Origin of the sequence: Synechococcus sp. ATX 2A4 (assembly GCF_024346375.1) — a bacterium.
Lineage (GTDB): Bacteria > Cyanobacteriota > Cyanobacteriia > PCC-6307 > Cyanobiaceae > MW101C3.
The window spans coordinates 76,002-89,260 of sequence record NZ_JAGQCV010000004.1 but is presented as its reverse complement, the minus strand read 5'-3'; the positions used below and the strand labels follow the sequence as shown (position 1 = coordinate 89,260).

The window sequence follows — 13,259 nt, the reverse complement described above, 5'->3', positions numbered from 1 at the left end:
CGCTGTGACACCGATCAAGGTCCAGGTGATGGCACGCGCCCAGACACGCGACTGCTGCAGCACCACGTCCTCACTGTCGGAGTGGAATGACTGATCGATGCGGTTCTGGGCCTGACGGAACAGATCGGAGGGAGAGGGAATCCTTGGCGGTGTGGGGGGTGCCATTCAATTGGCCTCCTGCTGGCGGTAGAGGGCGTAATAGCGGCCCTTCAATTGCATGAGCTCGTCGTGGGTGCCCGTTTCAACGATGGCCCCGTCGTGCATCATCACGATCATGTCGGCGCGGCGGATGGTGGTGAGGCGGTGGGTGATGAAGAACACGGTGCATTCCTGCATCGTCTCGCGCAAGTTGTCGCACACACGGCGCTCGGTGTCGTAATCGAGGGCACTGGTGGCTTCATCCATCACCAGCAGTTTTGGGTTGCTCAGCAAGGTGCGGGCGATGGCGATGCGCTGCCGCTGACCGCCGGAGAGGGAGGCGCCCCGTTCCCCCACCGCCGTGCTGTAGCCGGAAGGAAGCTCCATGATGAAATCGTGGGCCACGGCGATACGCGCGGCAGAGACAATCGAATCACTGGAAGCATCGGGATTGGTGAGGCTGATGTTTTCGCTGATCGTGCCGGAGAAGAGCAGTGGATCTTGAGGCACGATGCCAATCTGGCGGCGCAGGGAATACAACTCCACCTTGTCGATGTCATACCTGTCGACCAGAATTCGGCCCTGGCTGGGGGCGTAGAGCCGGGGCAGGAGCTTCATCAACGTGCTCTTGCCACTGCCGCTCTGGCCCACCACCCCAACAAAGGTGCCCGGTGGCACATGCAGATCGATATGGCTGAGCACCTCAGGGGTGCCGGGATTGAACTGGAAGGACACGTTCTCGAACACCACATCCCCTTCGATCGGAGGCAGGGGGATGTTGGCGCGATCGGCGCTGCTGGATTCCTCCGGGGTGTCCACCACATCGGCCAGCCGCTCGAACGACACCCGCAGCTCCTGGATGTTCTGCCAGATGCTGGAGAGCCGCAGCAGCGGCTGGGTGACGTAACCGCTGATGATGCGAAAGGCGATCAACTGGCCGAGCGTGAGCTCGCCCTGCAGCACCAGCGAGGCACCCACCCAGAGCACCAGCAACTGAGAGAGCTTCTGCAGCACCTGGCTGCTTTCATTGAGCGCCGTGCCGGTGATTGTTTTCTCGAAGGTACGCGAGATGTACCTGGCGTAGAGGTCCTGCCATTTCCAACGGCTCACCATCTCCACGTTCTGGGCCTTCACCGTCTGAATGCCAGTGAGCACCTCCACAAGGTGGCTCTGGGTGCGGGCATTCTCTTCGGCCGATTGGCGGTATTGGCGGCGGAACAGCGGTGCGCCCAGCAGGGTGATGGCGATCTGAATCGGCAGCACCGCCAGGGCGATGATCGTGAGCAGCCAGCTATAAAATGCCATCACGATGATGTAAATCACCGAGAAGGCTGCATCGAGGAGGGTGATCAACGCCTGGCCGGTGAGGAAGTTGCGGATCTTCTCCAGCTCGGCAATCCGGGTGCCGAGTTCCCCCACCGGCCGCTTGTCGAAATAGCCCAGCGGCAGGCGCAACAGGTGGTCGATCACCTCAGCGCCAAGCCGGAGATCGATGCGATTGGTGGTATCGGTGAACAGAAAGGTGCGCAGGCTGCCGATCACCCCTTCCATCAGGGTGACCACCACCAGGGCCATGCCCAGGATCTGCAGCGTGTCGAGGCTGCGCTGGGCAATCACCTTGTCGATGATCACCTGGATCAGCAGGGGATTGGCCAGGCTGAACAGCTGGACCACAAACGAGGCCAGCAGCACCTGCATCAACATGCCGCGGTAGCGGCGCAGGGCCGGCCAGAACCAGCCCGGCCCGAACGTCTGATCCGGCGTGCTGGTGCTGCGCTCCAGCAACAGCAGCTCCAGCCCTTCGGGATAGATCTCCGTGAGCTCGGCGGGGGTGAGGCTCACCCAGCCCTCGGCGGGAGACGCCAGCTGCAGGCCGCTGGCGTTGCTGGAGGTCACGATCGCAAAGCTGTCCTTCCATGCCACGAGGCACGGGGTGATCAGCCGGGTGGCAGAGGCCGTCTGGACCCGGGCGCCGGTGACGAGCAGGCCAAGCATCGAGGCGATCTGGCCGACCAGCTGCAGGTCGGGGGCCTGGCCACGCCGCAAGCGATCCCGCAGCACCTTCTCGATCGCATCCCGCCGGTAGGGCAGTTCCAGCAGCTTGGCCAGCATCTGGAAGCAGGCCAGGGTTTCCTCCATCTGGCCGCGGGCCCGTACCAGCGCCATGCCGCGCGACGGCATGACCTGGCCGAGGTCGAGGCTGGTGGGCAGGGGGGATTGGCCCGCTGCCGTTGCCACCTCGCTGCCGCTGGCCTCGCCGGTGCCGGACGCTTCCGCAGCCGCATGCCCATCGGCCGCGTGATCCAGGGCGATCAGCCGCAGCGGCAGGGGCGGCCGGGGCTGGGGCAGCGGTCCATCGCGCAGGGGATCGCCCAGTTCAAAGCCAGCCACATTGGCGCTGCCCACGACCAGCCGTTCGCCCGACTCCAGCCGGGCCCTGGGATCGCCGACGCCAGGGGACATGCCGCGGGACAGGGACCGCAACCGTTCGAGCCGCTGCCGCCAGAGCGCGGGATCGAAGGCACCGGCGGAAGGATCGCTCGCATCGCTGTGCTGCAGCAGGGCGTGCAGTTCAGCCGTCCAGAGGTGCTCTGCGCACCAGCGGCGAAAGGGCTCTTCCTGCAGCACCAGCTCAAGCATGACGGCATCAGGAATCGCCGCCACCACCATTGGGGTGGCCGCACTGACCTGCTCACAGCCCTGGGCGCGGAGCAGGGACGCCAGCCCGATCAGCTGGCCGCTGCCCAACCGCTCCAGCGTGAACGGTCGGCCATCATGCTCGCCGAGCAGGCGGGCTTCGCCTTCGACCACCAGCAACACCCATTGGCCAATCGCATCGGCGCTGCTGAGGGTCTGGCCGAGTTCGAAGCGCTGCAGGCTGGCCGCCTCCAGCAGGCGCGCCCGTGCCGCCGGCGACAGGAGCTGGAAGGGAGCCGCCTTTAGCAGCACCGCCAGCGATGTGGGGATGGCCTGGGTCATGGGGTGGCGCGGCCGGAGAGCTGTTGAGCGACGTCTTCTTCAACCCAGGCATCGAAGAGCTCCCGGGCCATGCGCTGACGCATGGCGTCGTCGAAGCTGGCGGGGTGCAGCTGCTCCAGACGCACCACCAGCCACCACTGCTCGATGTTCAGTGGTGGCAGCAACTGCCCCGGGCGGGAGGTGCGCAGGGCCTGGGCCAGGCGTGGGTGGGCCTGCAGCAGCGGCAGGGGGCCCACCACACCCCGGGTGGAGCGCTCCGGGCCCAAGGCAAAAATGGCCGCCAAAGCGGCGAAATCGGTTTCACCCTCCGCGATGCGCAGATAGAGCTCCCGGGCCAGGGCGGGATCCTCCACCCGCAACAGGCTGTAAACCACCTGATCCAGCTCCCCTTTGCGAGCCAGAAAACGCTGCTCCGCCCGATGGCTGAAGTGGATCTCGCAGTGCTTCTCGATGCGGAGGGGCAATTCGGCCTGCCAGGCGGCATCAGCTTCACTGAGGGCATGGATCGCCAGGTGGGCCTGCAGCGCTTCTGCGGAGCGCAGCCCATGACGCCCACACCACTCGCGGAGAGCTTGTTGCTGCTCTTCACTGCTGAGCTCAATGCTCTCCACCGCTGCAGCGATCACGGTCTGGCGCAGCAGCGGCAGCAGCAGACCATGGCGCGCCAGGCTTGAACGGAGGGAGGGCGTCAACGGCTCCAGAATCGACCCTGTGGTGATCACAGGTAAGCCATTAGAAGCTCCGGAGAAGCCCGTGGTCACTCCGGACAACTCAGGTGAGGGACTTCGGGCTGCAGCGAGATCACTGGCACTGGAGAGCATGAAAGGTGATCTTGCCTTGGGCTCCTGCGCAGAAGGTAGCAGAGGGTGGATTTTTTGAAGTAAACCGAGTCACCAGGACACCGCGTTTAACTGTTCTTAAGCATTGGAGCTGAGATTCAGCGGCCTGTGCTGCTGACGACAACTCAAACCAGGCCGCCCCCGCTGAGGACAACATCTTTCTGTCGATCAAAAAGGAACGGCACAATAAATGCACCCGCCATGACTAATATCTGCGCCAAATTGATAACACTGACGGGAGCACAAAGCAAACTTTTACTGGCCCATTGGACAGGCAGATCAAGCAGGCAGATCGAGACCAACGGCGCGAGTTTTACTCGCTTTGACATCAAACCTTGGCACGCAAGGTGAGGCCAAGGAGCAAAAAGTTGATGGGCGATACTGGACTCGAACCAGTGACCCCTTCCGTGTGAAGGAAGTGCGCTACCGCTGTGCTAATCGCCCGCACCCCTGGATCTTAAAACACGGGCGGCACCACCCAACCCACCCGGCCACCTCCTTCCACCACCAAGCTCCCTTTGCTGCTCCCCTGGCCCGCCCTGGCCCTGCTCACGGCCTGCTGCGAAAGCGGCCGCGACCTGGCCATCCGCCGCCTGCTGCAACGCAGCGGCTGGACAGCGGCGCGGGTGATGGGCCTCAGCTGCCTGGTCAGTGCCGCACTGACCCTGCCGTGGCTGCTGCTGGCCGGCGCCGGCGCACCCAGCGATGGCAGCCGCCTCCTGCTGGCCCTGGCCGCCGGGGGACTGGTGAACGCCCTGGCCTTCTGGGCCTACGGGCGCGCCCTCGCCCGCGGCGACCTCAGCCTGGTGCTGCCGCTGATCAACCTCTCACCGCTGGTGCTGCTGTTCAGTGGCTGGTGGCTGCTGGGGGAGCGGCCAGCGCCGGCGGCGTTTACGGGCGTGGCGCTGCTGGTGCTGGGGGCGCTGCTGCTGGGCCGCGGCACCGGCGGCGGCCTTCCCCTGCTGAGCAGTCCGGGGGCACGCTCGATGCTCGTGGTGGCGGTGCTGTGGGGCCTTGGCGCCGCCTTCGACAAAGTGGGGGTGAGCGCCGGCGGCTCGCTCACCTGGGTGGTGCTGTTCAACCTGGTGGTGGCCATGCCGCTGCTAGCCCCAGAACTCACCAGTCAAGGCGGAAGCACCGCCCTACCGGCCCCGGGGGCGACGCCTCAGGGGGTACTGCTGCTGGTGCTGCTCTGCGGCCTGGCCGGCGCCGTGGGCATGGTCTGCCAGATGGAGGCGCTGCGCCAGACCGCCGTGGTGCATGTGATCGCCATCAAGCGCCTGAGCACATTGATGAGTGCCACGGCAGGCGTCACGCTGCTGGGTGAACCGCGGGGCGCGCTGCGGCTGCCCGCCGCCGCGGTGATGCTCGCCGGTGCCATCGTCGTGCTCTTTGCGGCCCGATGAAGCGGTCTGCCAGCGGCCTCACTGACCGGCACCGGATCAGCGAACATGGCCTGTGCACCCTCTGTTTCGCCGCTGCCGCGTGACCCCTGACTCCCCCCTGCGCGCGTCGCCACCTGCCTCGGCTTCACAGGAGGTGGATGTGCTGGTGGTGGGGGGCGGTGTCTGCGGCACTGCGCTGCTGTTTGAGCTCGCCCGCTACACCGACCTGCCGCGGCTGGCGCTGATTGAGCGCTACGGACAGCTGGCCCAGGTGAACTCAAAGGCCACCAGCAACAGCCAGACGATCCACTGCGGCGACATCGAGACCAACTACACCCTGGAGAAGGCGCTGCGGGTGAAGCGCACCGCCGAGATGGTCGTGCGCTTCGGCGACCTGCTGGAGGACGAGGATCGGGATCGCTGCCTGTTCCGCACCCCGAAGATGGTGTTGGGAGTGGGCGAACGGGAGTGCGCCAGCCTGCGCAAGCGCTTCGAGATTTTCTCGCCTCACTTTCCAGCGATGCAGCTGCTGGAGAAAGAGGACATCGCCGCCTGGGAGCCAGCCGTGGCTCTGGTGAATGGCCTGCCACGCAGTGAGGAACTGGTGGCGATCGGCATCCGCGAGGCCACCACCGCCGTCGACTACGAAGCCCTCTCCGCCGCGTTTGTGCGCCAGGCCCAGGCTGCTGTGGCGGGAAGCAAGCGCAGCATTGATCTGGCCCTCGGCACCCGCGTGGAAACGATCACCCCGGCGGGCGACACGTTTCTGGTGGAGACGCAGAGCAATGCCGCAGGTCGCCAGCTCTGGCGGGCGCGACATGTGGTGGTGAACGCAGGCGCCCACAGCCTGCTGATGGCCCAGCGCATGGGCCATGGGCTGCGCTATTCCTGTCTGCCGGTGGCCGGCAGCTTCTACTTCACGCCTGAGCGATTGAACGGCAAGGTGTACACGGTGCAGAACGACAAGCTGCCCTTCGCGGCGCTGCATGGCGATCCCGATGTGGGGGCTCCAGGCCAGACGCGCTTTGGCCCCACCGCCCTGCTGCTGCCCATGCTTGAGCGCTACCGGCTCAGCTCATTCTTTGAATTCCTCGAAGTGCTCAGGCTCGATCTGGCCGTGCTGGCGGTGCTGTGGCAGCTGCTCGGCAACAGCGATATCCGCGCCTACATCGTGCGCAACCTGCTGTTTGAGGTGCCCTGGCTGCGGCGGCAGCTGTTTCTGCGCGATGTCCGCAAGATCGTTCCCGGCATGAGCCTCAACGATCTGAGCTTCGCCGAAGGCTATGGAGGGGTGCGCCCCCAGCTGATCGATAAGCAGGCCCGCAAACTGATGCTCGGGGAGGTGAGGATCGAAGCCGGGCCTGGGCTCGTGTTCAACGTGACGCCCTCACCGGGAGGCACGTGCTGCCTGGGGGTGGCAGCGTTGGACCTCGAGGCGATCGTGGCGCGCAGTGGCTGCCGTTTCGAGCGTGACCGTTTCGAGGCCGAGCTTTACGGCAAGGACACGGGGGAGGCTTCAGCCAGCTGCCCGCAGTCGCTGGCGGCCTGATCGACAGGCAGCCCCTTCGCAGCGGCGAGTGTCCCCGTCCCACCGGGGCGGAACAGGTGGCTGTGGGCGGAGGAATACAGGTGGGAGCGGGCCTGCTGGGGGGCGTTGAGGGCAGGGCTGATCACATAAAGGGTGGTGCGGATCAGCTGGCGCTGGCGGCTCGTTTCCGCCATCTGGCTCAGGGGCACCACGGTGATCCATTGGTCGGGCCAGCTGACCCGGTAGCCGATCGCCACCGGGGTATCGGCGGGGTAATGCTGCAGCAGCACCTGTTGCACCTCCTCCACATGGCGGGCGCTGAGATACAGACAGAGGGAAGCCCCCAGGGCCGCCAGGCGCTCCAGGGATTCCTTCTCCGGCACGCCGGTGCGTCCGGAGGCCCGGCTGAGCACAATTGTCTGCACCAGGCCAGGGATGGTGAGCTCAGCCTGCAGCGCTGCCGCGGTGGCCTGATAGGCGCTGAGGCCTGGCACCACCTCCACCTCCAAGCCCGCTTCGGAGAGCCGGCTCACCTGCTCCGCCAGCGCCCCGTAGAGGCAGGGGTCACCATCGTGCAGGCGCACCACCCGTTTGCCGGCGCGGGCCCGCTCGATCAGCACCTCCAGCACCTGCTCAAGGGTGAGGGTGCTGGTGCGGATCCGCTCGGCAGTTGCCGGAGCCAGGGCCGCGATCTGGGGCGACACCAGGGAATCGGTCCAAACGAGCACTTCGGCCGCTTCGATGGCGCGGGCCGCCCGCAGGGTGAGCAGATCGGGAGCACCGGGCCCCGCCCCCACGATCGTGACCACCGCCGGCTCAGGCGGAGGCGGTGGGGTGGTTTCAGGCTGATTGGAGGAGGCGATCAAGGGTTGGTTCCCGGGGAAGAATCGCGGGGCATGGGCTCGCTCTGAAGGCGGCGGGCAGCGCGATAAAAACAGATCAGACCGATCGATCCGGCCACGATCAGCAGCAGGCTCATCAGCTGGGCCATGCGCAGGCCGCCCTCGCAGAACGGGGGGACCGAGAACAGGCAGAGCGGATCGAGACGCAATCCTTCGATCCAGAAGCGGCCGAGGCTATAGCTGATCAGGTAGATGCAGCTGAGCGCCCCGGCAGGCAGCAGGATGCGGCCGCGCGAGCCCAGCTGGAACACAGTGAGGAGCAGCGCCACCACCGCGAGGTTCCAAAGCGATTCGTAGAGAAAGGTGGGGTGAAAGAACTGCTCATCGATGAAGCTGGCCGGCCGGTTCACCGCCGGAATGAACAGCCGCCAGGGGAGATCAGTGGGCAAGCCGAAGGCTTCGGAGTTAAAAAAGTTGCCCCAACGGCCAATCGCCTGGCCCAGAGCCACCGAGGGCACAAGCACATCAAGCAGATTCCAGAAGGAAATCTTGCGCCAGCGGCAATACACCACCACCGCCAACGAGCCAGCGATCAAGGCACCGTGAATGGCGATGCCCCCCTGCCAGATGGCCAGGGCATCCAACCAGTTGAGCTGATATTGGCGCCACTCCAGGGCCACGTAATAGAGGCGGGCGCCGAGCACGGCGGCCAGCACCAGGATCGGCAGCAGGTCGGCAATCATGGCCGGCTCAATGCCGCGCCGCCGGCCCAGCCGGGTGGAGAGCATCAGGCCGAGGAGCACCGCAATGGCGATCAGGAGGCCATACCACCGCAGGGAGAAAGGCCCCAGCTGAAACAGCAGGGGCCCCGGTGAGGTGAACATCGCCGCCGGCAGGGCTGGGGGAAAAAGCGCCAAAAGAAACGGCTCAGTAGTTGGGGCAGAGCCTCAGAGAGATGGGGGCAGAGCCTCAGACGCCTTCGACAGCCTGGACTTTCTCCACCTGCTTCTTCTTCAGCACCAGCATGATCTGGGCGAGAGCGACGGCGGCGAAGAAGGCAAGCATCCCGTAGATGCGCACGGGGTTCTGCAGCACGATCTCAGCATCCAACTGACCGAAACCGCCCACATTCGGATCAACCGAGAGGGGGCCGTTGAGCACCACGGCATCGCCGACAGCCACAGCCAGGGCAGGTCCAGCGGGAATGGTTTCACTCACGGTGCTGCCATCGGCGGCCAGGATCTCCACCACGCTGGCACCGTTCTCACCGGCGGTGATGGCACTCACGGTGCCAGCCGCAGGGGCAGTGAAGACACCATTGTTGCTCTTCTCACCGGTGGGGTAAACCTGGCCGCGTCCGCGGTTGCCGCCCACGTGCACCGAATACTTGCCGAAGTGGATGGCGCTGTCGGTGGCGGGATCGGGCGAGAGGATCGGGAAGACGATCTCCTGGTGCTGATCACCCGGCAGGGGACCCACCAACAGGATGTTGGGGTTGGCGTCGCTGTACTGGGTGACGTAGACCCCGGCGGTTTCCTCTTTCAGCTCGTCGCTGAGGCGATCGGCCGGAGCAAGGGTGAAGCCATTGGGGAGCATCAGCACCGCACCCACGTTGAGGCCCGTGCGGCTGCCATCGGCGGCCACCTGCTGAACGCTGGTGTCGTAGGGGATTTTCACCACCGCCTTGAACACGGTGTCAGGCATCACGGCCTGGGGCACTTCCACCTGGGTGGGCAGCTTGGCGAGGTGGCAGTTGGCGCAGACGAGCTTGCCGGTGGCTTCGCGGGGGCTCTCGTAGTTCTGCTGGGCCCAGAAGGGGTAAGCCCAGGAGGCAGCCGGCGCCATGAAGAGGGCGGCCGTGGCCAGGACGGTGGAGAGCAGCAGGGAAAGGGTGCGGCGCATGGGGTGGGCGGACGGGCGACAGGAGGAGATGGACGGTCGGACGATCAGGCCCACCAGGGCTTTTCACCGGTGCGGAAATCGGTGTCGGTCCATGTGCTCAGGAAAACGGTGTCGTTCTCAATGGAGACGTTGGCCAGGGCCAGCGACAACGGGGCAGGACCACGCACCACCTTGCCGGTGGGGTCGTACTGGCTGCCGTGGCAAGGGCAGACGAATTTGTTGGCACCACTGTTCCATGGCACCACGCAACCCAGGTGGGTGCAGATGGCGTTGATGCCGTAGCTGCCGATGGCGTCGGATCCTTCCACCAGCAGATAGGTGGGATCCCCTTTCAGACCTTGCACGAGGCTGCGATCACCCTCCTTGTGCGTGCTGAGCCAGCCCGTGGCGGTGACGGTGTTGCCCAGTTCATCCTTGGCGGTGGTGCCGCCGCCACCGCCTGCGGGCCGTGGGGGAATGAAATAGCGGGCAACGGGGTAGAGAGCACCCAGGGCGACACCAGTGACGGAGCCGAAAGTCAGCAGATTCATGAACTGACGACGGCCCATTCCGGGCACATCGCTCACTGGGATCTGGGTCATACGGAACGTTCCTGGGTGCCGAAGCAACGAGGCGCCCATTATGGACGTTGCCCTGGCCGTCACGTTTTGCCAGGCGCCGGCTTGCGCCTGCGGCGCAACATGCTGTTGTGGAGTTTCTCTCTTTCGCCGCCGTGTCCCTGCCTGATCCGGCTGCCGAGCCCGGCTTCAGCGGCCGCTGCGCCCCCCTTCAGCTCGATGAAGTGCTGCAGGTGCTGCGTCAGCGCTGGCATGCCTCCTACGACCTCCAGCTGGTGCAGCGGCGCGGCCGCCTCTATCTGCAGGTGATGTGGGCCTACCTGGAGCAGCAGTCGTTTCCACTCGATGCCGAGGGCTATGAGGCCAAGCTGCAGGAGCTGATCGAGCTGCTGAACGGCCTCGGGGTGGCCGATCAGGTGCGTCAGTGGCTCGCCACCACCCGCGACAAGCCCCGTCTCGGCCGGGCGATGAGCCTCACCCTGGAGCCGGCTGAAGGCGGGCGCAGCAGTGAATTCCTGCTCTGAGCCTGGCCTCAGGCGCCGCTGGCGGCAGGCCGGAACCGTTCGGTGAGGGCCACCAGGGCCACGCCCACCAGGAACAGGGCCGTGATCGAGCCGGTGAGCAGCAGCATCGTGACGGGGTCGGTGGAGGGGGTGAGCACAGCGCCGGCCAGGGCCGCCACCAGCACCACCCAGCGCCACGCCTTCAGCATGGCGGCGGAGCGGATCAGGCCGAAGGCACCCAGCAGCAGCTGCAGCACCGGCAGCTGAAAGGCCAGTCCGGTGGCCACCATCAGCAGCAGCACGAAATCGAGGTAGCGCTCGATCGACCAGATCGGCTCCACCACATCGGCGCCATAGCTCACCAGGAACCGCAGCGCCGCCGGCACCAGTGCCCACCAGGCGAAGGTGAGCCCAGCGGCGAACAACACGGCGGAGCCCGCCACGGCAGGAGCCACCAGACGCCGCTCCCGGCGCGTGAGCCCCGGCAACACAAAGCCCAGCCCCTCGTAGAGCACGTAGGGCAGAGCCAGCGTGAGGCCGGCGTAGCCGGCCACCTTGATGGACACGAACAGGAATTCGCCTGGGGCAAGCTGCAGGAAGCGCATGCCCACAGCAGGCATCTCCAGCAGGCGGACGAGCGGCTTGACCAGCAGCAGACACCCACCAGCCGCCACCACCACCGCCAGCAGACTGCGCAGCACCCGCCGCCGCAGCTCCTCGAGATGGTCCACGAGGCTCATCTCCACCTCAGCGGGGAACTCGTCCGCCTGTGGCACTCGGATGGGTGGGGGAGGTGCGGGGAGGGGAGGTTCGCTCATGGCCCGGGCGCTGGAGCTGAGCCTAAGGAGTGACCGCACAGGGTGGCGCCGCGGCCGGGGTCGCCCCACAGCACCTCGCCGCCCCGGTGGCGCACGGTGCCCGGTCCGGCCCCGGCAATGCGCTGCAAATGGTCGCTGGGCACCATCACCACCGGCACGCGGGCATTGCCGCGGGCGCGACTGAAGCGGGCGGCCAGATCGGCCGCCGCCTGCAGGTCCGCGTCAGTGGCGGGAGCCTCCGAGCTCTTGAGCATCACGTGGCTGCCTGGGCATTCCTGGGCATGGAACCAGAGATCGCCGCGGCGCGCCTGACGCAGGCTGATCCATTCGTTCTGGCGGTGGTTGCGGCCCACCTGCACACGCAGCCCTGTGGCAGTGAGGAACTCCAGTGGCTGGCAAGGCACGGCCTGCCGCCGCACGCGGGCCTTGCGCCGGCCCCCGTCCCGCTCACGGCCGCTGAGGGTGAGCAGTTCCTCCACATCATCTTCGAGGGCAGCGAGATCCTCCAGCGCCCCGCGCAGGGCGTTGGGGGTGGGCCGCTCGGGCCGGTGCAGCTCAAGGAAGGCCAGGCTGGCTTCGATGCGCTCCAGCTGCTGGTCGTGGCGCTCCAGCAGCGTGGTGATCACGGCGGAGGAACGCTGCAACCGGCGCGCCTTCTTGTAGAGCGCCTGCGCCTCAGCCACCTGGTCGCGGCTGGGATCGGCCAGGCAGAGCAGGGCATCCGCCTGTCTCCGCAACTGGTCGCAGCCGGCCGCCTGCTCCAACAACGCCTGCTGCTCGTCCCGCTGAGCGCTCTGGCGATCACGGGCGGCGATCAGGCGCCGCCGAAGTTGATCATGCCGCAGCTGGAACGACTGGGCCGTGAGCTGCTCGTCATAGAGCTGCGCCAGGGGGCGCCCCACCGCGCCGGCCAGCTCGGTGCCCCAGCAGCGGTAGGCGGTGGCTCCACCGGTGGCGAAGCCAAAACGGTCCTCCGCCAGGTCGCCGAGCCACTGCTGCCAGGCCGCCCAGAGGGCGCTCCATTGCGCGTCGCTCAGCTCTTCAACCGGCAGTTTCAGCAGCGCTGCGGATCTGTCGGGGTGATCGCCGGCCAACTGCAGGGCCAGGGCTGGGCTGATGCCCTGGTAGCTCCGCAGCAACGCCTTGCCGAGCGGCAGGGGCAGGAGCTGCAGGCGGCGGCGCCAGTGCGCCGGCGTTTCGCCGGCATCGGGGGGATCGGCCTGCAGGGGCGGCGGCGGGCTGTAGGTGTCACCGCTGGCAATCGGCCGCAGCCTGGATTCGTGCGGCTTCACCTGCCGGCCGAGGGCCACCACGCGCCGCTGGCCATCGAGCAGGAAGAGGTTGCTGTGGCGGCCCATCAGCTCCACCACCAGCGAGCGGCAGATCGCTTCACCGGGGCGGGGGGCAAAGCCCAGCTCCACCACCCGCTCCCAACCGTGCTGATCAATCGCTACCAGCGCCAGGCCGCCCAAACCGTGCTGCAGCTGCTGGGCCAGGGTGCTGCCCTCACCGCGCCTGGCCGGAGGGTCGATCGGCAGCAGGCGTGGCGCATCCGCCCACCAGCTCAGCTCCAGCCAATGGCGACCATCGAGGGCGCGAAACCCGAGCTGGAGGCTGTGGGCGCTGGGCTGCTGGGCCTTCTCGAAGCGGCTCGGCAGCAGCTGGGGCCGCAACTCGGCAAGCACCGCCCGCAAGGTGGTGACGTCCATGGGTTGGAGCGTCCGGGAGGTCAAGGGAGCGGCGCCGACAGACAAGCCCCTTACTCTGC

General features: G+C 66.6%; 11 protein-coding genes and 1 tRNA gene. 3 read left to right on the top strand and 9 right to left on the bottom strand.

Translation table 11 applies throughout. The features are described from left to right. Positions 1-165: 165 nt before the first annotated feature. The 3 genes from KBY97_RS04955 to KBY97_RS04945 all read right to left on the bottom strand — a co-directional run bounded on the left by KBY97_RS04955 (position 166) and on the right by KBY97_RS04945 (position 4,400). Positions 166-3,117 (bottom strand): peptidase domain-containing ABC transporter, encoded by a 2,952-nt coding sequence (locus KBY97_RS04955; protein ID WP_255145572.1) that lies wholly within the window; start codon positions 3,115-3,117, stop codon positions 166-168. Continuing rightward, positions 3,114-3,809, bottom strand: coding sequence for a peptidylprolyl isomerase (locus KBY97_RS04950; RefSeq protein WP_255145571.1), 696 nt, complete (start codon positions 3,807-3,809; stop codon positions 3,114-3,116). The genes KBY97_RS04955 and KBY97_RS04950 overlap by 4 nt, the downstream gene beginning before the upstream one ends. A 519-nt stretch (positions 3,810-4,328) precedes the next feature. Further along, a tRNA-Val gene (locus KBY97_RS04945) sits at positions 4,329-4,400 on the bottom strand. A 74-nt stretch (positions 4,401-4,474) separates the two neighbouring features. Here KBY97_RS04945 and KBY97_RS04940 point away from each other — a divergent pair. Together KBY97_RS04940 and KBY97_RS04935 are read left to right on the top strand one after the other, a co-directional pair. Next, on the top strand, positions 4,475-5,362 hold the full coding sequence (locus KBY97_RS04940; RefSeq protein ID WP_255145570.1) for a DMT family transporter: 888 nt from the start codon (positions 4,475-4,477) through the stop codon (positions 5,360-5,362). A 79-nt stretch (positions 5,363-5,441) separates the two neighbouring features. Beyond that, positions 5,442-6,890, top strand: a complete 1,449-nt coding sequence (locus tag KBY97_RS04935) for an FAD-dependent oxidoreductase (protein WP_255145569.1) — start codon at positions 5,442-5,444, stop codon at positions 6,888-6,890. Here the strand turns inward: KBY97_RS04935 and cobM are convergent. The 4 genes from cobM to petC form a co-directional block, all read right to left on the bottom strand. Then, positions 6,833-7,732, bottom strand: coding sequence for a precorrin-4 C(11)-methyltransferase (cobM, locus tag KBY97_RS04930; RefSeq protein WP_399217348.1), 900 nt, complete (start codon positions 7,730-7,732; stop codon positions 6,833-6,835). The two genes, KBY97_RS04935 and cobM, sit on opposite strands and share 58 nt — an antisense overlap. After that, positions 7,732-8,595, bottom strand: a complete 864-nt coding sequence (gene lgt / locus KBY97_RS04925; RefSeq protein ID WP_255145724.1) for a prolipoprotein diacylglyceryl transferase — start codon at positions 8,593-8,595, stop codon at positions 7,732-7,734. Before lgt ends, cobM begins: the two co-directional genes overlap by 1 nt. 85 nt (positions 8,596-8,680) lie before the next feature. Next, positions 8,681-9,613, bottom strand: coding sequence for a cytochrome f (gene petA, locus KBY97_RS04920; RefSeq protein WP_255145568.1), 933 nt, complete (start codon positions 9,611-9,613; stop codon positions 8,681-8,683). A gap of 44 nt (positions 9,614-9,657) precedes the next feature. Further along, the gene (gene petC, locus KBY97_RS04915) at positions 9,658-10,194 is read right to left on the bottom strand and encodes a cytochrome b6-f complex iron-sulfur subunit (protein ID WP_255145567.1); all 537 of its coding nucleotides are present in this window, start codon (positions 10,192-10,194) and stop codon (positions 9,658-9,660) included. Between the two features lie 131 nt (positions 10,195-10,325). Here petC and KBY97_RS04910 point away from each other — a divergent pair, with 131 nt between their 5' ends. Continuing rightward, a complete protein-coding gene (locus KBY97_RS04910; protein WP_399217303.1) occupies positions 10,326-10,694 on the top strand; it encodes a DUF3067 family protein in 369 nt (122 codons plus the stop codon). 8 nt (positions 10,695-10,702) lie between these two features. On the opposite strand, the gene tatC is transcribed toward KBY97_RS04910, so the two are convergent. Further along, positions 10,703-11,491: a twin-arginine translocase subunit TatC gene (gene tatC / locus KBY97_RS04905; protein ID WP_255145566.1), complete on the bottom strand. Its 789-nt coding sequence runs from the start codon at positions 11,489-11,491 to the stop codon at positions 10,703-10,705. Further along, positions 11,488-13,200, bottom strand: coding sequence for an NFACT family protein (locus KBY97_RS04900; protein ID WP_255145565.1), 1,713 nt, complete (start codon positions 13,198-13,200; stop codon positions 11,488-11,490). The genes tatC and KBY97_RS04900 overlap by 4 nt, the downstream gene beginning before the upstream one ends. Positions 13,201-13,259 lie beyond the last annotated feature (59 nt).